This window comes from Chryseobacterium sp. SSA4.19, assembly GCF_022601875.1.
Classification (GTDB): Bacteria; Bacteroidota; Bacteroidia; order Flavobacteriales; family Weeksellaceae; genus Chryseobacterium.
The window spans coordinates 1-20,182 of the sequence record NZ_JAKVIP010000016.1; the positions used below are offsets into that span (position 1 = coordinate 1).

Here is a 20,182-nt window from a genome sequence, read left to right on the forward strand (position 1 = left end):
TATTTTTGAAGAAAGGCTCAGATTATAAAATCTAAGCCCTGACTTTTTAACTTACACACTTTGTGGGAGAGTGTCTTGATTGTTAAAATATCAGAACTATTAAATGTTTTGTTCAATAAAGGATTATTGAAAATAAATTTAAGTCAAATCCGTATCTCTGCTTATCTTTGCCTGACTGAAATTCAGAAATCAATTCTAAATAACCATCATTTGCATGAGCTATCTTTTCAAATTATATGCATCCTTTTTTTTAACATTTTTCTGTACTATACCTGCTTTTTCCCAGACGGATAGCATTGATGTATTTATACAGAGCCAAATGAAGAAACGGGACATCCCGGGATTGGAGCTGGCCATTGTGAGACATGGTAAAATAATAAAAACGGGATATTACGGATTGGCCAATATCCAGGATTCGATCGCCGTTTCCGGTAAGTCGGTTTTCATGCTTAATTCCATAACCAAAGCCTTTACGGGTGTTGCAGTGATGCAGTTAGCAGAAGCGGGCAAATTAAATGTGAATGCGCCGATTTCCACCTATCTTAATGATATTCCGGACACTTGGAAAGCAGTAACCGTTCAGCAACTCCTCTCCCATACTTCTGGAATTCCAGATATTGTGGATGAAGAAGAATCTGTTATGATTGCTGATAATTTTGTTCTTGCCTGGAAAAAGGTTATTGCCATGCCGAATGATTTTAAAGCAGGTGAAGCATTCAGATATAACCAGACCAATTATGTGCTGCTTGGTAAAATCATTGATACATTGAGCGGTATGAGCTTTCAGGAGTTTATTATCAAAAACCAGCTTGAGAAAGTGGGCATGGAAAAAACAATCAGATCAGGCTTTGGAGCAAGCAAGGAAGTGATCGCTAATATCGCCAGCTGCTACCAGTTTTCCAAAGGCAGGCTCAACAATATGTTTTTCTCTTTCCCGCCACCGCTTCAGACAGCAGCAGGAATGAGCTCTACCGCAAATGAATTGGCAAAGTGGGTCATTGCCTTACAGAATATGGAATTACTGCAAAAGAAATCAAGTCTAAAAGCACTTTGGAAGCCGGATGTACTGAACAATGGGAAAACAGCAGGATTCAGCAGGCTCCTCAATGGCTATGCGGCAGGATGGCCGATTATTGGAAGAGCCGAGCACCCTGCAGTAGCTCCTGTCGGCGGCGGACGGTCTGCCCTGTTTATTTATCCGGAAGATGATTTATCAATTATCGTATTAACCAATCTGTCAGGTGGGAATCCGGATAGATTTATCGATGAACTGGCAGGACTGTTTATACCTGATATGAAAGAAGCCAACGGATTCGGAATGTCTTCTTCTGCCAAATTGCTTAAATCAGCGTTAGATAAAAATGGCTACAAAAGTATTCTTGACACCGCTAAAAGATTAAAATCTAAAAATACGGATTTTGTTTTAACAGAAAGTGAAATTAACGGTTGGGGATACCAATTGGTAGAACAGAAAAGATTAAATGATGCGTTGGAATTGTTTAAGCTGAATATTGCCTTATACCCTTTGAGTGCGAATGCCTATGACAGTTTAGGAGAAATCTATGCCGAACTTGGGCAGTATAAACCTGCTCTGAAAAATTATCAGCAATCATTAAAACTCAATCCAAAGAACAGGAATGGCGAAGTAATGATTTCTAAGCTAAAAGAACTGATAAAAAAGAAATAAGTTTAGCATCCAATGTATGAACTTCAGAAAGAAACCTATTTAGGGAATTCCAAGAATAGTTTTACCACTGAACATGGCATTTCCGTGGTGGAAACAGAATACCGCCAAAAGGTCTATGAAGGCTGGCATTCTCATCACAATGCCCATATTACGTATTTTTTAAAAGGCGGTACCACTGAAAAAAGGAGATCTGGTAGTGAAACATTAGGTGCCGGTTCTTTGTTGTTTTACCACAGCGATGAGCTGCATCTAAATAAAAACACCCTCTTCCCTTCCAGAAATATTAACATTGAAGTTAGTGCACATTTGCTTCAGGAACTTAATTTTTCTGAAGCTCTGATTGAAAAATCGGTTCATAATACAATCTATACCAAATTTTTGATTCTTAAGATTTTCAAGGAAACACTGACCGCAGATGCTTACTCCGCTGATACGATTACGATGCTATTTTCCCAATTATCCGATTGTAATCATCATTCGGAACATTTCCATAAGAGCCCGTTATGGGTAAAGAATCTAAAGGAATTTTTAAATGACTGTTGGAATATAAATCCGACATTAAATGAGCTCGCCCAGATTCTCCAGCTTAATCCCATCACCATATCAAAGCATTTCCCCAGGTATTTCGGCTGTACGTTTGGTGAATATATGCGGAGGCTTAAAATAGAACGCTCTCTTGTATTGATTCAGGACCAGAGCATCCCTTTAACTGAAATTGCCCTTGAATGTGGTTTTTCAGATCAAAGCCATTTCATCAGGACTTTCAAAACCCAGACAGGCTTCCTGCCTAAACAGTTTCAAAAATTATAAGAAGGCAAATTTCATTCTATTTTTTCAGTTTCAGGACCCTCTATATTTGTAGAAATAAATCAAAAACCAGACAAATGGAAACACATACTACAAAACAGAAAATTTTAAACCTGACCATCACAAAAATTGTCCTTGCTCTGCTGATTTTTATGGCAGTAGTGGTTATAGGACAGCAAATTGCATCAAAACTTCTGGCCCTAACGCCATTAGACAGAGACTACAGAAATCTGTTGAAAGGAATTTTAATTTCAACCGCAGCGGTTTCAACATACATCTTCTTGTTTAAAAAGTATGAAAAAAGAAGTATTAATGAGTTTAGCGGTAAGGGGCTGGTAAAAAATCTAATCATGGGTTCAGCAATCGGTTTTGCTTTACAGTCTTTAGTCATACTGGTAATCTATATCAATGGCTATTACCAAATTACTGCGGTAAATCCAGTTTCATTCATCCTCATTCCATTGGCCTTGATGTTTACAGTAGCAATTATTGAGGAAATATTGGTGCGTGGAATTATCTTCAGGCTGCTTGAAGAGAAACTGGGAAGCTATCTTGCATTGGCAATTTCATCCCTGATATTCGGAGGGCTTCATCTGGCTAACCCCAACAGCAACTTCCTATCCACCTTATGCATTACGACAGCCGGATTTCTATTAGGTTCTGCTTTTATATACAGACGTAATTTGTGGTTTCCTATCGCGCTGCATTTTGCATGGAATTTTACACAGTCGGGTATTTACGGAGCGATAACATCAGGCAATGAAAAAACAACAGGTTGGCTAACAACTGAGATTAAAGGTCCGGATATCATTACAGGAGGTGCTTTCGGTCCCGAAGGAAGTATTCAGGCTACTGTAATATGTTTGATGGCAACAGTTTTTCTGTTGATATTAAGCCATAGAAATAATCAAATCATAGCGAAATCAAAAAAGTGAACTTTACCAGCTGTATTTATTGATACGGAATACTAAGCTGATGATCATTTATTATAACAACTCAATAAATCCTTGCTTTGAAAGTAAGGATTTTTATTCTTCCACAAAGTTTATTAATTGTTTATTAGTACAGCTATTTTATAGTATTGTCAATAAAATATTCTACGTAAGAATCTCTGATGTAAAATATATGTAATATTAACCTCAGCTCTGCTTCGGATAAAGAAAAGCACATTAAAATCCAACAACCTTCCCCTTTTTTAAAAAATTCAGATCATACAAATAGATAATGACATATATTAATTCATATACAAAATATGATTTATGACACAAAAAAAAGAAAAACGGAATTAAATAAGATAAAAATATCTTATTAACAATATATTTGTGGAAGAATTAACAGATACCCTACATAAAAGACGAAATCATGGATGCCCATTTATCTTCTGCACATAAAGTTCTTTTCCTGAATACCCTGGCATTTACCATCTGTTTCGCCTGCTGGACACTGAACGGTGTATTGGTAACGTATCTCGTTGACAACAATATTTTCAACTGGTCTGTGGTGGAAACAGGATGGCTGCTCGGGATTCCCATCCTTACCGGTTCTGTCATGAGGCTTCCTTTAGGAATTTTAACCGATAAGTACGGAGGAAAGCCGGTCTTCTCAACTTTACTTCTGCTATGCAGCATTCCCATGTTTCTGCTGTATTTTGCACATTCCTATTGGGTATATTTTCTGTTGAGTGCTCTTTTCGGGATGATTGGAACAGGATTTGCCGTAGGAATTGCCTTTACATCAGCATGGTATCCCAAACAGTGGCAGGGACGCGCACTCGGAATATTCGGAATGGGAAATGCAGGCGCAGCACTTACCACATTTTTTGCTCCAACCTTACTCAATTATCTGTCTGCCCATAATCCTGAAACCGGGTGGAGAATACTTCCTTTGCTTTACGGAACGACCTTAATCATTATAGGGCTGGTATTCATCTTTTGCGTAAAAAATAAAAAGGCAGCGGTTCAGAATAAATCTACCGGGCAGCTTCTGGAACCTTTATCAAAGATCAGAGTATGGAGATTCGGATTATATTATTTTCTGGTATTCGGATTGTTTGTGGCATTCTCTCAGTGGCTCATGCCTTATTTCGTGAGCGTCTACAACACTTCGCTGGTTCTGGGAGGACTTTTGGCTTCGGCCTTCAGTTTACCAAGCGGTATAATCCGGGCATTCGGAGGCTACCTTTCGGATAAATTCGGAGCGAGAAAAGTGATGTACTGGGTGCTCTACTCCTCATTGATTTTAAGTGGCCTCCTTATGCTTCCGAAAATGGAAATCATGACGCCGGGTAAAGGAATCACCGCCAAAAAAGCTGGAACCGTAAAAACCGTTGAAAACGGCAGAATCATTTTGAACAATGAAACTTTCGCCATCCACCCAAAACCGGAAATACCTCAACAGACTTCCGTACTTCCAAAATCTTTTTCCTGGCAGGAGGTTCTTGTCAAACAAAATGAGCAGATCCAGAAAAAGCAGCTTTTAGCACAAGGTGTTACCCTCATCAAATTCGAGGCGCATATCTGGGTTTTCTCCGTTTTAGTGATCCTGATTGGGATCATGTGGGGAATTGGTAAAGCTGCGGTGTACAAGCACATCCCTGAATATTTCCCTAATGAAGTCGGCGTTGTCGGTGGCATGGTAGGCCTTATCGGCGGTTTGGGAGGCTTCATCGGGCCTATTCTTTTCGGATACCTTCTGGATTTTTCAGGATTGTGGACCAGCTCATGGATTTTTGTATTTCTTATTTCAGCAATATCACTCTTCTGGATGAACCATACCATTAAAAAAATGACAAATCAAACCGCTCCGCACATTAAAGACAGGATAGAACATGTCAATTGCAACAAAGATTAAGAAATTTAAACTAACAAACAACTAAAGATGGATAATACACATTGGTTAAACAACTACGACCCTTCAAACGAAGAATTCTGGAATCGCAGCGGCAAAAAAACAGCCTGGAAAACATTGACTATTACAACGGCAGCGCTTATTTTCTCGTTTGCCACCTGGTTTTTATACAGTGTCATCGTGATCAAGCTTCCGCATATCGGATTCCAGTTTACAGATGACCAGCTTTTCTGGATGGCAGCCATGCCGGGACTTGCAGGCGGACTCCTTAGGGTCGTCAATACTTTCCTCATTCCTATTTTCGGGACGAGAAAAATAATTGCCGTCAGTTCATTCATTAAAATAATCCCTTTACTCATGCTCGGCTTTGCCGTGATGAACCCACAGACTTCTTTTGCCTATTTTATGCTGATCGGTTTTCTGCTGGGAATTGGCGGGGGTGATTTCTCCTCATTTATGCCTTCAACATCTTTATTTTTCCCTAAGAAAGAATCAGGGACAGCGCTCGGCATCCAGGCTGGTGTCGGTAATTTCGGAGTCAGCCTCGTTCAGCTGGTTTCGCCACTGGTGATCAGTTTAGGTATATTTTCATTTATGGGCGGCGGACAGATCATCAAGGAAACCGGAAAAACCATTTATCTTGAAAATGTAGCATTCATCTATATTTTACCTCTGTTCATCATAGGAATCTGGGCTTGGTTTTCTCTAAAAAGCATTCCCGTAAGAGCTACTTTTAAAGAACAGCTGGATATCTTTAAAGACCGGCACACCTTGTACTGTACCATGACATACATTATGACTTTCGGGATTTTCGCCGGATTTTCAGCAGCTTTTCCTTTAATGATAAAAAACCTGTATGTTCCTTTAGATAAAAACTTGGACCCACTTCAATTTGCTTTTTACGGTCCGCTGATCGGTTCAGCTTCAAGAATCATTTTCGGAAAGGTAGCGGATAAGATCGGCGGCGCGCTCCTTACCCATATTACCGGGATATCTCTGATTATTTTAATTTCCAGGCTGATTCTCGGCGGTTATCTTACGCCCACTTCTCCGGATCAGTTTCAGGGATTCCTGTTTATTGTTTTAGCCATCTTTTTCTTTACGGGAATCGGAAATGCAGCTACTTTCAAGCAATTCCCGACCATTTTCGCCGAATCTCCGAGAAAAGCAGCCGGTGTGATCGGCTTTACATCAGCAATCGCGGCGTTCGGTCCTTTCGTATTTAATGTTCTTATTACACAGTCAAGAGCAATCTCAGGAGATGCAAGGCTGTTCTTCTGGTTCCTGGTTCTCGGATGTGTAATGGCTACGGGAGTCAACTGGTATTTCTACACGAGAAAAGGTTGCGAAAGGCCTTCCTAAACCATTAAAATGAATATAAAATGAAAAAAAAACTGACAGGTTCCATCCTTATTCTTTCACTGCTTTTAAATATCGGGCTGATCTACAAATTCTTTTACCAGGGCGAAAAAGTAACGGTAAAGGAAGACGGAAGATCTGAGATCAGAATGAGTGGGCAAAACCGTGAATATGTAATGTCTGAAATGCGCAGCTTTCTGGAAAGTGTGCAAAAGATCAATGAGGGAATTGCTAAAAATGATCCGGACCTTATTGCAAGTGTCGGCCAACAGTCTGGAACCTGTAAAGTGAATGCCGTTCCGCAGGGATTGGTAAAGTCGCTTCCATTTGAATTTAAACAGATGGGGTTCGGAACGCACGAACTTTTTGATGAAATGGCTAAAATGACAAAAGAAAAATACAACCGGCAGCAAATTCAACTGAAGATGAACGAACTTCTGAACAACTGTGTGGTCTGCCACAAAACCTATAAAATAACCGCTGAAATTCAATAAAATGATAAAGTATAAAGTGGCAGCCGTCTGCGTAACATTCGCTTTCGGGATGACCAACGCGCAAATAGACAGCCTGAAGATGAATATTGACCTGCGTACGAGAGGCGAACTGGATAACGGGGCAAGAACACTGTCGTCAAAAGGAAAATCTGCTGAAACCACGGTGTTATCACGCGCGCGTTTCGGAATCGATTATTATTACAAAAAGCTTGAAATGTATATCAGCGCTCAGGATGTGCGGACCTGGGGAGAAACCGGAACTGCATCAGGAAAAAACCAAAACTTCATTTTGAATGAAGCCTGGGCAGACTATCATTTTTCAGACCGTTTTTCAGTAAAGCTGGGACGGCAAATCCTTGCTTACGATAACGAACGTCTTGTGGGTGGGTTGGACTGGGCCATGCAGGGAAGAAGCTTTGATGCATTGAAAAGTACGTACCACATCAGTCCAAAGTCCCGGATTGAGGCAGTCGCAACATACAATAATGATGATAACGACGCAAATGATCTTCCTGAAAAAGAAATCTACAGCATTGCAGAAGGAGGAGAAATAACGAAATCACTACAAATCATCCACTATCAGTATACAGGAAACCGTAAATTCCAGTTTTCAGCCATTGCTATGAACAATATACTGCAGAATCCTTTGGGTACGCATTACGATATGCTGACCCTGGGAATCAATGCTAAAAAGTATTTCGAAAATATGGGCTTTTTCGGTTCTGCCTATTATCAGGTCGGGAAAAACACGCTTGCTCAAAGTAAATCTGCTTATCAGTTTTCTGTCAATTCCGATTTCCTTCTTCATCCGAAATTCAATATCGTTGCAGGAACGGAATGGCTTTCCGGTAAAAGTTTTGATACGGATCCAGGAACTAACAGATCTTTCAGTCCATTGTACGGAACCAATCACCTGTACAATGGTTTTATGGATTATTTCTACCTGGGAAACAGTTACTTCAACAGTTTCGGGCTGAATGATTATTATCTGAAATCAAATTTTAAGTTCAATTCCGATTCCCAGATTCAGGCCAATGTTCATGCTTTCACTTCTAACGGTCAATTGGGATTCGATGGTTCAGGAACAAAATATTCATCGTATTTGGGAAGCGAGCTGGATTTTGTGTTCACACACAAATTCGGAAAAGTAATAACTGCCAATCTTGGACATTCATTTATGTTTGCCGGTGAAAGTATGAACATCATTAAAAACATCCCGGATCCTAAAAGTATGCAGACCTGGACCTGGGTTGCCGTAAAAATAGCTCCGAATTTCAGGCTGAAATAAATGACGAGATCATATATTTCTATTTGACCACTATTCTTATTAGTGGTTTTTTTTATGATTTACAGTCTGCAAAACATCAGGTTATATAATATTCAAATTTCATTCAGGATTTCGTATTTTTACATTCTCATTTGGCTGGAAATATTCACATTTTAAGCCTTCATAATTTACAAGCAGATGCTGATATTTTCAAACACATGCCAATATGCGATCAAAGCCTGTATCGTACTGGCAATGGAAAGAAGAAAGATAGGGATTATTGATATTGCCGAGCAGATCGGTACCCCTACGCATTTTACTTCAAAGATTCTCCAGCAGCTCACCAAAAAGCAGCTGATCTCTTCCGGAAAAGGAAAAGGCGGCGGTTTTTATCTTAGTGACGAGCAATTTGAAAATCTCACGATCAAAGACATTTACGAAAATTTTGAAGGAAAAGGAGTGCTGACCTCATGCCTTCTGGGCCTTAAGGTATGTAGTGCAGATAATCCCTGTCCGATCCATGACCTTGCCTTTGCTGTGAAAGAAAAAGTTAAGATCATGTTTAAATATAAAATAAAAGATCTTAAAGACCTGGGAAGCGTGATGAAAATGATGGAATATCCCGGCTAATCTTTATAGAAAGTTCTATCATAAAAGTACGAAATTACCTTAGCTTTAGCGAGCGTATAAAACCTGCGATAGAGATCACAATCACAACGGAAATGAAAAGCAACCAATATTTAGACGTTGAAAAAGCGATATTTGCCACTGAAAAAATCGCTGATAAGAATAAGATGACTTCATTGCATACAATCGCTGATATCAAAATTAAAGTACTTACTTTTAATGTTTTTGTCATCTGAATATTTTCTGACTGCAATAACAGCCAAATCAAAAAAATGCTTATTCCCATCAGCAAAACCAGATGCAGATACGCAATCACCACATTAATATTACTGAACGTAACAGCACCCAATGCCGGAATCACAGACAGACTCTGAAGGACAAATTTTGCTAAAAATACAAAGCCAAATACGGTAAGAAGCAGCTTCTGAATCTTCTGCTCGCTTGGAAATTTCTGATTTCTCACCCAAATAAAAAGTCTCACGCCTCCAAATAGCTGCATAAGGGAAATCAGTATAAAAAAAATACGAAGGCTCCAATATATATTCAACCACAATATCGAAAGGCAGTAGCCAAGAAAACAGCCTGAAAATAAAAGATAGAATACGGTTCGGTTAAGCTTTTCCGGAATTTGTATTCCATATTTTTTTAATGAGATTAAAAACAGTCCGACACATGAAAACAGGAAGAATCCGTTGTACTGATAATGAAGATAAAAATAAGTAGATGCCCTGAAAAGAATCTCAAAATCATCTTTTCTTGCTGAAAAGTACGATAGTCCGAAAATTCCAAGCGATGAAAATACGGCAAAAAAAGCTCCTGATTTTAACCAAACGGTTTCAGGACGCTGATCTGATCTTAAGTCAATTAACAAAAAAGCGAAATAAGCAAAACCTGTAAATAAAGCTACCGATGCAAAAACGATCGATAGCCAGAAATAGCCTCCATACAGAAAAGTCAACAGCATGCCATAAGCACCTATCAGATTGGAAATCATCAAAAAACGATATTTGGAAATCATGATCCGCATTGAAGTTTCGTCCAGATATCGGGTAACAAAAAGATAAATCGCTGCACTCACCCATCCGTAAAAGGCAAAGTGAGAATGAGATTCCTGCATAAATTTATGGGAAAATCCCGGTAATGAAAATGCGATATTATAGCGCATCATCGTTCCAACGACTGATACGATAAAGAAATTGATGAAGCACAACTTAATCCAAAAATTAAATTTTCTCATGGGGACCGTAATTTTTTGAAATTGATTAGACTACAGAAACACAATGTTTCCGTTTTGTTAAAAAATGAAGAGCTAAAAACAATTACTTAATCATCAACTTAAAATGTCTGATATCCTTAAATTCATCCTCATTATGGCTGATTACAAATGCGGTTGCTTTGCTATTCTGAACTTTTTTTATAAGTTCATTCTTCATGATCTTCCGAATCACAGGATCTACAGCAGAGAAAGGTTCATCCAAAAGAATAACAGATGCATTCTGAACCAGCGCTCTTGCCAGGGCCACTCTTTGCTGCTGTCCGCCTGAAAGTTTTTCGGGCAGAATATTTTCAAGGCTTTTAAGGTTGAATTTCTCTAAAAAATCATCAATTTTGTCTATAGCTTTTTCTTTTCCGGCAAATGCAATATTCTGCTTCACAGTCATATTAGGAAACAGGGCATAGTTCTGGAACATGAATGCCATATCCCGTTTCTGCGGAGGCAAAAATATTTTCTTTTGGGTATCCGATAAAATTTCATTCCCTTTTTTAATCAATCCGAAATCCGGCAATACAAGCCCCGAAAGGATTTTAAAAAACGTAGTCTTTCCAATCCCTGAATCACCGGAAACATGCACAATACTTCCCTCTTCGATTTTCTCTTCAACTTCAAGAAACGTGTTTCCTGAAGAAGTGAAAATCCGATGTCTGATGCTGATGTCTATCATCTAAATGTGGTAAAATTAATTTTACGATTAATACCGTAAATCAGCAGCAACGTAAAAAATGAAAGAATAAAAAGCACAAAGGCGTACCGGTTGGCGGCTTCAAAGTTAAGTGCCTGCACCTGATCATAGATTGCCACCGACGCAATTCTTGTTTCTTTCGGAATATTTCCTCCCACCATAATCACGATGCCGAATTCGCCGATACAGTGGGCAAAACTAAGAGCAATTCCGGTAATAACCGATGCTTTTATGTTGGGAAGAAGAACTTTAAATAGAGTAACCAGTCTGGATTTCCCCATCGTATATGAAACCTGCCTCAGTTCATCCGGCAATGCAGAAAACCCGTTCTGCAATGGCTGGATCATAAAGGGTAAATTGGCAATGATACTGGCAATCACAATTCCGTTAAATGAAAAAGCAAGCCTTACATCAAGATATTCCTGAAGAAAATTCCCGAATGCATTATTTGGGCTGAAAGCCACCAAAAGGTAATACCCCATTACGGTCGGCGGCAAAACCATAGGCATACAGATAAGGGTCTCTGCTACAAACTTCAGTTTAAACCGAGAATATGTAAGCCAATACGCAACAGGAATTCCGATTATTAAAAGAATCGTGGTCGTCACCAACGCCAGTTTGCCGGTGAGCAGCAACGTATAAATGAAATCCTGATCCGGCATCAACGTTTTATTTCAGGTTGGTAACCGTACTTTTTCCAGATAGGAACTGCTTTTTCGCTTCTGATGAAATGTAAGAAATCTCCGGCCCCAGCTGTATTTTTCCCTTTCAGAACAGTACCGCTCTGCGGGATGGGAAACGCTTCTTTTTCCGAAAGTACATAATATTTTCCTTTGTTCATCATTTCCTGGCTCATTGCATTGGAAAGAGCCACAAAAGCAATGTCGGCATTTCCTGTTGAAGCAAACTGCGCTGCCTGACCGATGTTTTCTGCCCAAACAATTTTATGTTCGATGGATTCATATAATCCTGATTTTTTCAAAGCTCCAACAGCATTTTTTCCATAGGGTGCCAGTTCCGGGTTTGCGATAGCTATCTTCTTAACATCAGGATTCAATACCAATTTTAAACCTTGTGAAACATCTGATGTTGCACTCCACAAAGCAATTTTTCCATACGCATATGTTTCAGGATTTCCTGAGGCTTTATTTTTCTTTTTAAGAATTTCAGGAAATGAAGCATCTGCTGAAAGAAACAGATCGAACGGTGCGCCGTTCAGGATCTGCTGTACCATTAATCCGGATGAAGCAAAAGTAATGTCTATTGTTCTGCCGGAATTTTCTTTGATGTAGACCTTCTTCAGCTCTTCCAGCACATCCCGCAGATTTGCTGCCGCTGCCACAGAGATTCTGTGACTTTGACCGCCGTTCTTATGGGTACCTTCGGTCTTTTTGCATCCTGATATTATGAATGAAGCAAGAACTCCGATCAGGAAAAGTTTTAAGTGAATCAATTTATTCATACATCTAAGGGAAAGAAGGCTTATTAACTGAATGTCTTACCTATTCCAAAGATAAAGCTATAACTTGACAATTCAAAATGCTTTGAAACCATTGATTATTTATATTTTTCCAAAGTTCTGCTTTTTTCCTTCTCACCGGTTTTTACCACTGAAATATCAATGTATTGCACAGCTCCGTTGCTTGCTGATTCAAATTCTTTTGCTTTTTTATCGGCGTAATCGCTGGTATATCCAACTGCCATTACCACTTTATGCCCGTTGCATTTTCCCATGGCCAGATACAGGTATTCTTCTAATGCCGGCTTTATCTCCACATTCATTTTAATAGTTGATTTAATTTTTATTATGATGTTTATTTTTTCAGGTTCATCCTTATTATTTCCAGAATTCATCCGGATAGTCATCCTGTTCTTTATGGTGCAGCCCATCAAGCTGTGCTCCGATCTCACTTAACTGATCTGCTGAAAGATGCTCTTCAAGATGAGGGAAAACCGTTCTTTCTTCAAAACGAATATGCTGATAGAGCAGATCTGCAAAATCTGCCAGCAGTTCTTTATTATCTGACTGTTTGATATTATTGATGAGCCTGTTGATTTCCCTATGCTCATTTTCCATCTGGATCTGAAGATTATTGTTCTTTACCTCAGGCAGTATGGTATCTTCAATTTCAAAATGTCCGCTGAGGTTTTTCTCCCAGTAAAAGTTGATATATTTCCTGATTCTTTCATAAGAAATATCTTTTTTGATTCCCTGCCTTATTTTCCAGCAGCACAACAGTCCAAAGTGATGGTCGCGTGATAAAGGCACGAGGTTTTCATTCCTTTTCATATTATTCTACTTTGTTAGTTTCTTCCTTTTAAATTTTAGGAAAAAGAACTGCCAGTGCATTAAGACAGTGACAGTTCTCATCACACACATTGGTTATCTTTCTTCTTTTAATGACCATCCGGTTTTAAGACCGATAATAAAAATCACCAGCAGCAGTTCTCCTATTGCCAGTAAAATATCACCGGGCACACGGAGCCATCTTAAGGTATGCATCATGTCGGTCTGCATAAATTCTGCAGAACGGGCATACCAGTACCCTTCTTTAATGGAAGCCACCGATTGCATGATGCCTATCGGCAGCAGGCTGATGGTTACCATCACCAAAAGACCTATGTTAGTCAGCCAGAATGCCCAGCCGATTAGTTTATCATTCCATTGCCTATCAGGATAGAGACCTCTGAGAACGAACATCATCAGACCGATTCCTAAAATCCCGTACACCCCGAATAAGGCGGCATGACCATGAACAGCAGTTGTATTCAGTCCCTGAATATAATACAAAGCAATCGGTGGGTTGATGGCAAAACCGAAGATCCCTGCCCCCAGGAAATTCCAGAAGCACATGGCGATGAAGCAGTAGATTGGCCATTTATAAGCTTTGATCCATTTGGTAGATTTACTGATCTGGTAATTCTGCCATGCTTCAAAACCGATGAGTACCAGCGGGACAATCTCCAGAGCACTAAATGTTGCTCCCAAAGCCAGAACCGCAGTCGGTGTAGCACTGAAATACAGGTGATGGAAAGTTCCTAAGATTCCTCCGGCGAGGAAAATAATAGTGGAAAACAATACGGCATTCGTGGCAGATTTGAGTCTCAGCAATCCTAATCTTGTAAACAGGAAAGCAGCAACCACCGTGGCAAAAACCTCAAAGAAGCCTTCTACCCACAAATGAACGACCCACCATCTCCAATATTCTGCAATAGCCATATGCGTCTGCCTGCCATACATTAGTCCGGCTCCGTAGAACAGGGCAATTGCCACAGCTGAAAGGGTAAAAAGCAGCAACAAATGCCTGTCGCCTCCTTTTTTCTTCAATGCAGGAAGCAGTGCCCTCACCATCAAAACCAACCAAAGAATCAGCCCGACTAAAAGCAAGATCTGCCAAATTCTTCCCAGTTCCACATATTCGTACCCGGAATGTCCCCAAAGAAAATTATCCACATAGCCCAGCTTCTGCATGACACCCAGCCATTGTCCTGCCAATGATCCGAAAACTACAATCAGTAAGGCACCGAATAATACATTGACTCCCAGCACCTGATATTTGGGTTCGTATCCGGAAACAGCGGGAGCAATATACAAGCCTGTAGCGAGCCACGATGTGGCAATCCAGAAAATAGCCAGCTGAACATGCCAGCTTCGGGAAATCGACTGGGGAAGTACTTCATCCAGCGGAATTCCGTAAAAAGCACTTCCTTCCACTCCGTAATGGGCAGTAATTACCCCGGCAAGCATCTGAACAAGGATCAGTAAGGCTACAACCCAAATATATTTTAAGGTGGCTTTCATCGAAGGGGTTGGCTTCATGCTTCTCAGCGGATCTTCCAGAGGAAGCTTTTCACTGATTTCTTCTTCTTTGTTTCTAGCGTGATAAAATACAAGCAATCCAACACACCCGAGCAGCATCAGAACACTGAATCCTGACCATAAATGCAGGGAAGGCGGCGGAATGTTGCCGATCATCTCATCGTGCGGCCAGTTATTTGTATAGGATACGGTGTCTCCCGGCCTTTCAGTAATACAAACCCAGGCTGCCCATGAGAAGAAAGCATTCATCTTAGCCATTCTTTCAGGGGTTTTCACGGTGTTTTTAGGAATGGCATACTGATCACGAAGCTGATTCATCTCAGGAGCATTCATAAATATTTTAGCGTAATATTCCGCCAGCTCTGCCTGAACTTTAGCCCTTTCGGGAGAGATCACGATGGTTTTAGTGGCTTCATCAAGTGTATTACTGCGAAGTTCTCGTTTAAGCAAAACTTTATATTTAGCCTGCTCATCGTCAGCAAGATCTTTGTATACTTTCCCATCCTTTTTAGCAAGCTCATCCAGTAAAAGAAGCGATTCCCTGTGAAGGTAATCTGCGCTCCAGTCGGGTGCGATGTATGCACCGTGTCCCCAGATACTGCCCACCGTCTGCCCGCCGATAGACTGCCAGACGTTTTGACCGTCTTTGATGTCCTGCCCGGTAGCGACCGTGATACCTTCGGTGGTCACCACTTTATCCGGAACAGGCGGAATTTTCCGGTAGATCTCAACGCCGTAGAAAATAAGGACTGCAAACGAACCGATAATTACTGCTGCAAGCCAGATCCATAACTTTTTAGGTGTCATATTTTTTTATGTTTAATTTTAATGATATTAAGAAAACTCTTTTTCCAGCCTGATGGCTTTTGGAAAAAGGATGTTATTTTCCAGATGAATGTGTTTGTGGAGGTCGTTTTCAAAGTCCTGTAACATGGAGAATGTCACTCTGTAGGTATTGCAGGCATCGGCAGGCGGGTTATACTCGTCAGTAAGCTCTGCTATTTTTCTAAGACGTTCACCTTCCACAGTATGCTCATGCTTCATCATATTAACCGGATTTTCTACGGTTCCGAAAGGGGGCTGCTGAATAGCATTTCCGGAGATCTTTGCATTGACCATATTTTTAATAAAAGGAAAAAGCATAAGCTCTTCTTTTTTCATATGTGCTCCCAGGTCCTGTGCAGACGATTCAAACAGATCCCTGATCTGAAAAAGCTCGGGATGGCTTCCGCCATGTACTTTACACAGCTTATCTAAAAATGCCTGAAGAACAGGAGTCTTTTCTTCTACATAACGATGGTGGGTCTTCTCAACATAATCCGCAAGCAGATCCAGCGGCCAGCTGTTGAAATCGATGGAATCGCCACTGCTTTTCGGAAGGTTCTCAATATCTTCATATACCTGTTCTTTACCTAATTTTTTAGAATCGCAGGCTTCTTCTATAGTTCTTCCCCCTTTGCAGCAGAAATCGATTCCGTATCTTTTAAATACTGCAGCTGTTCTGAAGTCTTCAGCTACAATGTCTCCTATAAAGTCTCTTTTTATATTCATAATATAATACTTTTTTATCTTTTATTGTTTTAAAATTTTTTATTAATATTCAATGTATGCATGATCCGTTTTATGAAAATATACATGATCCGCTATTGTTTGAAACAACATTGTCTTAATCCATGTCGTTCCCGACAATGTTGTTTCAGATTTTCTAATTTGCTTGTTTAAAGGGTAATCGTTGGATTTATTTCTTAAGAGAAAGAATATACTTTACCATTTTCTGTGCATTTTCCTTGCTGAGTCCTGCGTGTGGCGTCATTGGAATATCTCCCCATACACCTTTACCACCGTCAATAATTTTTTGTGCAAGGTGATCTACATCCGCTTCGGTATACTTAGCGGCTACATCCTGATAAGCAGGGCCTACAAGTTTTGCATCCACTTTGTGGCAGGAAAGGCAGTCTGTTCCTTCTACCAGAGACTTTCCTTCTGCAATATCTGCTTCTGGACCTGTAGCAGCGGCTGATGCTACGGCTGCAGTATCTTTCGCTTTCGGTTCTTCCATCATGATATTGGATTCTGTAGCAGGAACCGATTCTTCAGCAGATTCTTTTTTTTCTGAACAGGAGATCACAGCGAGAGATATCAGCATTGCTGTTAAAAATAACTTTTTCATTGTTACATTTTTACGGATTATAATTCTATTTGTTTTCTAATTTCTTTTACAATGGCATCGTCGTCAGTACCAAGACCTTCTTTCTGAAAAGCAAGTGTTCCTTTTTTGGAGTATACACTGATGATGTTGGAATGTGAAAATTCTATGGGTGTAATTTCTTTATATTTAACAGCCATAATATTGGCAAGTTCCCTTGTATCAGCTTCATTGCTGCGGATAAAAGTCCATTCCTTGTAATTAAACTGATGGGCATTCAGATAGGCTTTCATGACCTCCGGAGTATCGGTCTTCGGGTCTATGGAGATCAGGACATACTGAATGTCGTCAGGATCTGCCTTTCCTACTTTACGGGAAATATTTTTCATTTCGGCGGTCAGCCTCGGGCAGGCAGTCTTACAGGAAGTAAAAATCATTGCAGTTACGATTACTTTGTCTTTTAAATCCGGAAAGGTAATTTTCTTACCATTCTGGTTTTCCCACTCCGATCTTACGTTGTAAATGGAATCGGGACTTATTTCTTCATTTTTTTTGCTGCAGGACAACATCATCATTGCGAGCAAAATGTATAATATATTTTTCATTATTTTAAAATTTAATATCCTTCGCACATCTGAAACCCAGGTTATTGAGGCAGTAGTCTGCTTTTAAGCTTCCTCTCAGTGCATATCGTACAAATGCCGCGTAATTCCTAAGGTCTGATGAGGTAACTGCTGCTCCCGCACAGAACAAAGATTCATTAGTAGTATTGTCTTTTCTGGACTCTCCGCTCATCATGACCGAATTGAAATCATACGTCCACTCCCAAACCATTCCGTACATATCGTAGACCCCGTAATAATTAGGCTCTGACTGTTTAATGAGCTGTTTGTTCTTATCTGTTTTTTGATACGATTTTAATATGAAATCTGTAAACTCCGGATCGTGGGAAGCATTTGCTGAATGCTGGTCTGCAAGGCCCGCATATTCCCATTCGTCTATCGTAGGAAGTCTCTTCCCTACGCTTTTTGCATAGGCTTCTGCGGCATACCAGGAAATATTGGTAACGGGAGCATCCACACTTACATCCTGCGGAATTTCATAATCGCTTTTCCAATGCACGAGATAAGTGCTGTCCGCATACAGCTTCAATACTTTGCTTTTAGCCCACTGAGGATTTTTTTTAAGAAACTGAAGATACTCTCCATTGGTAACCGGACTGTCATCCAGGTAGAAAGATGCTACTTTCACGATTCTTCCCGAGTCCTTACCAATAAAAGCTTCATATTTTCCCCCATCGATCTTTACCATTTTTTTTAAGCTGGAGATCTTTGTTAAATGGTTCTGAGCGATGGGTTTTACATTGGAAACATCACAATGACCAGAACAGGAAAGCTGGCAGATCACCATTATAAAACACATTACTAACACACTTTTCATGATTCCTTTTTTAAAACCCTCAATGCGACCTAAGCAATCACCTTTTCAATTGATTTCTATATAATCTTACTGGTTTTTCTTATAAACAGCTGGATTTTCAGCACCTGACACTTTTAATTTTCCTAAAGCTCCTTTATTGAAAGCCCTGAAAATTGCATGATCCACAATCACATATTCTCCCGGAACCGTTGCTTTAAATTCAACAATTGATGCTCCACCCGGCGGAATGACCGTGGTCTGAACATTTTCATTAATCTTATTGCCGCCTTCCATATATACTTTATCAAAGATTTCCCCGATCACATGGAATGATGACGTAAGGTTCGGACCGCCATTTCCTACATAAAAACGTACTGTTTCACCAACTTTAGCCTGAAGTTCATTATCTCCCAATAAAGCTCCCGTGTTCCCGTTGAACACAACATAATCCGGGTGTTCTGCAATCGCTTTATCCATATCAAATTCCTGCAGACCTTTATCTCCGAATTTTCCTTTGGTGTAGAAATCGCCCTGCATGATGTAATATTCCCGATCAACCTTAGGAAGACCTCCTTCAGGTTCAATGAGAATAAGCCCATACATCCCGTTGGCAATGTGCATACCCACAGGAGCGGTAGCGCAGTGATACACATAGAGACCCGGATTCAAAGCTTTAAAATTGAAGACTTTTTCTGTGCCGGGTGCAACAAAAGTAGCTTCTGCTCCACCTCCCGGCCCATTGACTGCATGCAGGTCTATATTGTGGGGAAAAGTATTGTTTTCATTATTTTTAAGGTGGAGTTCAATGTCATCTCCTACTCTGGCGCGGATAAAACTTCCTGGAACCGTTCCGTTGAACGTCCAGAAATGGTATTGCGTACCGTCAGCCAGCTCACCGGTTTTCTCTATCGTTTCCAGCTTTATGATGACTTTTTTTGCAGCCCTTTCACCGACAGGGCCAGGCAGAAAAGGTGGTGCGACCAGTTTTTGCACTTCAGAAGAGCCATCGGCTACTATTTTTTCCGTATCAGCCGCAGCACTGTTCCCGGCAGAAGGATTTTGCCTGCAGGAATTCATACTGATAACTGCTGATAAAAGCGCCGTGATGAAGAATGATTTTCTCATGTTAAAATTGTTTTACAAAGTTCATGGCTTAAACAATCTTTGAAACAACACAATAAGATATAAATACCTTTTAGTATTTTATTTAACTGTGTTTTTTAAATTATATTAAGTCTGTAACTGATTTATTAAAAGGTTTTATTGTTTCAGAAAAGTTAACTTTAAATCTAAATTTTTAACAAACATGCTGATTTTAGAGTTTTCCAGCATATTTTTTATTTCCTGCCTGATGTGTTTAAAATCATTATGTATAGGACACGGATGTGTTTCCGAACATTCTTTAAGCCCAAGGCCGCATCCCGAAAAAAGCTTGTCTCCATCAATCTCTCTTACAATATCTGCCACAGACTGCTCAAGATTAACCGTATCCATATAAAATCCGCCGTTCGGACCTTTCGCAGACTGTACAAATCCTTTTCTGCTGAGATCCTGTAATATTTTCGCAATGAAATATTCCGGGGAATCTATTCCTGATGCAATATCTTTAATACCGATCCGCCTGCCGTCCTTAGACTGCTGCGCAATGAAAATCAAAGACCGGATGGCGTATTCGCAGGTTTTAGAAAACATTTGCTCTTTTTATATGACAAAGATAGAGATCAGAAATGAAATAAAAGACCATTTAG

General features: G+C 40.0%; 21 protein-coding genes. 8 read left to right on the top strand and 13 right to left on the bottom strand.

Translation table 11 applies throughout. The features are described 5' to 3' along the window. The first annotated feature begins 214 nt into the window (after window positions 1-214). The 8 genes from MKJ01_RS12240 to MKJ01_RS12275 all read left to right on the top strand — a co-directional run bounded on the left by MKJ01_RS12240 (window position 215) and on the right by MKJ01_RS12275 (window position 9,091). The gene (locus tag MKJ01_RS12240; protein WP_302850487.1) at window positions 215-1,687 is read left to right on the top strand and encodes a serine hydrolase; all 1,473 of its coding nucleotides are present in this window, start codon (window positions 215-217) and stop codon (window positions 1,685-1,687) included. A gap of 12 nt (window positions 1,688-1,699) precedes the next feature. Beyond that, window positions 1,700-2,497 carry a helix-turn-helix transcriptional regulator gene (locus tag MKJ01_RS12245; RefSeq protein WP_241614460.1) on the top strand — a complete coding sequence of 266 codons (798 nt, stop codon included), beginning with the start codon at window positions 1,700-1,702 and terminating at the stop codon, window positions 2,495-2,497. Window positions 2,498-2,571: 74 nt separating this feature from the next. Continuing rightward, window positions 2,572-3,429: a CPBP family intramembrane glutamic endopeptidase gene (locus MKJ01_RS12250; RefSeq protein WP_241614459.1), complete on the top strand. Its 858-nt coding sequence runs from the start codon at window positions 2,572-2,574 to the stop codon at window positions 3,427-3,429. 427 nt (window positions 3,430-3,856) lie between these two features. After that, window positions 3,857-5,344, top strand: coding sequence for a nitrate/nitrite transporter (locus MKJ01_RS12255; RefSeq protein ID WP_241614458.1), 1,488 nt, complete (start codon window positions 3,857-3,859; stop codon window positions 5,342-5,344). Between the two features lie 27 nt (window positions 5,345-5,371). Further along, window positions 5,372-6,703 carry an MFS transporter gene (locus MKJ01_RS12260; protein ID WP_241614457.1) on the top strand — a complete coding sequence of 444 codons (1,332 nt, stop codon included), beginning with the start codon at window positions 5,372-5,374 and terminating at the stop codon, window positions 6,701-6,703. Window positions 6,704-6,723: 20 nt separating this feature from the next. Then, window positions 6,724-7,194: a hypothetical protein gene (locus MKJ01_RS12265; RefSeq protein ID WP_241614456.1), complete on the top strand. Its 471-nt coding sequence runs from the start codon at window positions 6,724-6,726 to the stop codon at window positions 7,192-7,194. A 1-nt stretch (window position 7,195) separates the two neighbouring features. Beyond that, the gene (locus MKJ01_RS12270) at window positions 7,196-8,482 is read left to right on the top strand and encodes an alginate export family protein (RefSeq protein ID WP_241614455.1); all 1,287 of its coding nucleotides are present in this window, start codon (window positions 7,196-7,198) and stop codon (window positions 8,480-8,482) included. A 177-nt stretch (window positions 8,483-8,659) separates the two neighbouring features. Further along, window positions 8,660-9,091 carry an Rrf2 family transcriptional regulator gene (locus MKJ01_RS12275; protein WP_241614454.1) on the top strand — a complete coding sequence of 144 codons (432 nt, stop codon included), beginning with the start codon at window positions 8,660-8,662 and terminating at the stop codon, window positions 9,089-9,091. Window positions 9,092-9,125: 34 nt separating this feature from the next. Here the strand turns inward: MKJ01_RS12275 and MKJ01_RS12280 are convergent, their stop codons facing one another. From MKJ01_RS12280 to MKJ01_RS12340, 13 genes are all read right to left on the bottom strand, one after another. Continuing rightward, window positions 9,126-10,325 (bottom strand): hypothetical protein, encoded by a 1,200-nt coding sequence (locus MKJ01_RS12280; RefSeq protein WP_241614453.1) that lies wholly within the window; start codon window positions 10,323-10,325, stop codon window positions 9,126-9,128. Window positions 10,326-10,407: 82 nt separating this feature from the next. After that, entirely contained in the window at window positions 10,408-11,031 is a 624-nt protein-coding gene (locus MKJ01_RS12285) for an ATP-binding cassette domain-containing protein (protein ID WP_241614452.1), read from the bottom strand. Further along, window positions 11,028-11,711, bottom strand: a complete 684-nt coding sequence (gene modB / locus MKJ01_RS12290) for a molybdate ABC transporter permease subunit (protein WP_241614451.1) — start codon at window positions 11,709-11,711, stop codon at window positions 11,028-11,030. Before modB ends, MKJ01_RS12285 begins: the two co-directional genes overlap by 4 nt. Further along, window positions 11,711-12,511, bottom strand: a complete 801-nt coding sequence (gene modA, locus MKJ01_RS12295; RefSeq protein ID WP_241614450.1) for a molybdate ABC transporter substrate-binding protein — start codon at window positions 12,509-12,511, stop codon at window positions 11,711-11,713. The genes modB and modA overlap by 1 nt, the downstream gene beginning before the upstream one ends. 95 nt (window positions 12,512-12,606) lie before the next feature. After that, window positions 12,607-12,831 carry a hypothetical protein gene (locus MKJ01_RS12300; RefSeq protein WP_241614449.1) on the bottom strand — a complete coding sequence of 75 codons (225 nt, stop codon included), beginning with the start codon at window positions 12,829-12,831 and terminating at the stop codon, window positions 12,607-12,609. A 55-nt stretch (window positions 12,832-12,886) separates the two neighbouring features. Continuing rightward, window positions 12,887-13,339 (bottom strand): hemerythrin domain-containing protein, encoded by a 453-nt coding sequence (locus MKJ01_RS12305; protein WP_241614448.1) that lies wholly within the window; start codon window positions 13,337-13,339, stop codon window positions 12,887-12,889. A gap of 93 nt (window positions 13,340-13,432) precedes the next feature. Further along, window positions 13,433-15,676, bottom strand: coding sequence for a nitric-oxide reductase large subunit (locus MKJ01_RS12310; RefSeq protein ID WP_241614447.1), 2,244 nt, complete (start codon window positions 15,674-15,676; stop codon window positions 13,433-13,435). A gap of 27 nt (window positions 15,677-15,703) precedes the next feature. After that, the gene (gene ric / locus MKJ01_RS12315; protein WP_241614446.1) at window positions 15,704-16,420 is read right to left on the bottom strand and encodes an iron-sulfur cluster repair di-iron protein; all 717 of its coding nucleotides are present in this window, start codon (window positions 16,418-16,420) and stop codon (window positions 15,704-15,706) included. A gap of 187 nt (window positions 16,421-16,607) precedes the next feature. After that, window positions 16,608-17,039, bottom strand: coding sequence for a c-type cytochrome (locus MKJ01_RS12320; protein WP_241614445.1), 432 nt, complete (start codon window positions 17,037-17,039; stop codon window positions 16,608-16,610). Window positions 17,040-17,056: 17 nt separating this feature from the next. After that, window positions 17,057-17,620 (bottom strand): SCO family protein, encoded by a 564-nt coding sequence (locus MKJ01_RS12325; protein WP_241614444.1) that lies wholly within the window; start codon window positions 17,618-17,620, stop codon window positions 17,057-17,059. A 4-nt stretch (window positions 17,621-17,624) separates the two neighbouring features. Further along, window positions 17,625-18,455, bottom strand: a complete 831-nt coding sequence (locus tag MKJ01_RS12330; protein WP_241614443.1) for a formylglycine-generating enzyme family protein — start codon at window positions 18,453-18,455, stop codon at window positions 17,625-17,627. 66 nt (window positions 18,456-18,521) lie between these two features. Beyond that, the gene (gene nirK, locus MKJ01_RS12335) at window positions 18,522-19,559 is read right to left on the bottom strand and encodes a copper-containing nitrite reductase (RefSeq protein ID WP_241614442.1); all 1,038 of its coding nucleotides are present in this window, start codon (window positions 19,557-19,559) and stop codon (window positions 18,522-18,524) included. A gap of 135 nt (window positions 19,560-19,694) precedes the next feature. Beyond that, on the bottom strand, window positions 19,695-20,126 hold the full coding sequence (locus tag MKJ01_RS12340) for an Rrf2 family transcriptional regulator (protein ID WP_241614441.1): 432 nt from the start codon (window positions 20,124-20,126) through the stop codon (window positions 19,695-19,697). Between the last annotated feature and the right edge of the window lie 56 nt (window positions 20,127-20,182).

Bases quoted from the DNA above. Each gene is read 5' to 3' on its own strand.
- MKJ01_RS12305 (WP_241614448.1), bottom strand. From the start codon at position 13,339: ATGAAAAGGAATGAAAACCTCGTGCCTTTATCACGCGACCATCACTTT.
- MKJ01_RS12240 (WP_302850487.1), top strand. From the start codon at position 215: ATGAGCTATCTTTTCAAATTATATGCATCCTTTTTTTTAACATTTTTC.
- MKJ01_RS12340 (WP_241614441.1), bottom strand. From the start codon at position 20,126: ATGTTTTCTAAAACCTGCGAATACGCCATCCGGTCTTTGATTTTCATT.
- MKJ01_RS12255 (WP_241614458.1), top strand. From the start codon at position 3,857: ATGGATGCCCATTTATCTTCTGCACATAAAGTTCTTTTCCTGAATACC.
- MKJ01_RS12285 (WP_241614452.1), bottom strand. From the start codon at position 11,031: ATGATAGACATCAGCATCAGACATCGGATTTTCACTTCTTCAGGAAAC.
- MKJ01_RS12330 (WP_241614443.1), bottom strand. From the start codon at position 18,455: ATGAAAAGTGTGTTAGTAATGTGTTTTATAATGGTGATCTGCCAGCTT.
- MKJ01_RS12250 (WP_241614459.1), top strand. From the start codon at position 2,572: ATGGAAACACATACTACAAAACAGAAAATTTTAAACCTGACCATCACA.
- nirK (WP_241614442.1), bottom strand. From the start codon at position 19,559: ATGAGAAAATCATTCTTCATCACGGCGCTTTTATCAGCAGTTATCAGT.
- modA (WP_241614450.1), bottom strand. From the start codon at position 12,511: ATGAATAAATTGATTCACTTAAAACTTTTCCTGATCGGAGTTCTTGCT.
- MKJ01_RS12260 (WP_241614457.1), top strand. From the start codon at position 5,372: ATGGATAATACACATTGGTTAAACAACTACGACCCTTCAAACGAAGAA.
- MKJ01_RS12265 (WP_241614456.1), top strand. From the start codon at position 6,724: ATGAAAAAAAAACTGACAGGTTCCATCCTTATTCTTTCACTGCTTTTA.
- MKJ01_RS12320 (WP_241614445.1), bottom strand. From the start codon at position 17,039: ATGAAAAAGTTATTTTTAACAGCAATGCTGATATCTCTCGCTGTGATC.
- MKJ01_RS12310 (WP_241614447.1), bottom strand. From the start codon at position 15,676: ATGACACCTAAAAAGTTATGGATCTGGCTTGCAGCAGTAATTATCGGT.
- modB (WP_241614451.1), bottom strand. From the start codon at position 11,711: ATGCCGGATCAGGATTTCATTTATACGTTGCTGCTCACCGGCAAACTG.
- MKJ01_RS12325 (WP_241614444.1), bottom strand. From the start codon at position 17,620: ATGAAAAATATATTATACATTTTGCTCGCAATGATGATGTTGTCCTGC.
- MKJ01_RS12280 (WP_241614453.1), bottom strand. From the start codon at position 10,325: ATGAGAAAATTTAATTTTTGGATTAAGTTGTGCTTCATCAATTTCTTT.
- ric (WP_241614446.1), bottom strand. From the start codon at position 16,420: ATGAATATAAAAAGAGACTTTATAGGAGACATTGTAGCTGAAGACTTC.
- MKJ01_RS12270 (WP_241614455.1), top strand. From the start codon at position 7,196: ATGATAAAGTATAAAGTGGCAGCCGTCTGCGTAACATTCGCTTTCGGG.
- MKJ01_RS12300 (WP_241614449.1), bottom strand. From the start codon at position 12,831: ATGAATGTGGAGATAAAGCCGGCATTAGAAGAATACCTGTATCTGGCC.
- MKJ01_RS12245 (WP_241614460.1), top strand. From the start codon at position 1,700: ATGTATGAACTTCAGAAAGAAACCTATTTAGGGAATTCCAAGAATAGT.
- MKJ01_RS12275 (WP_241614454.1), top strand. From the start codon at position 8,660: ATGCTGATATTTTCAAACACATGCCAATATGCGATCAAAGCCTGTATC.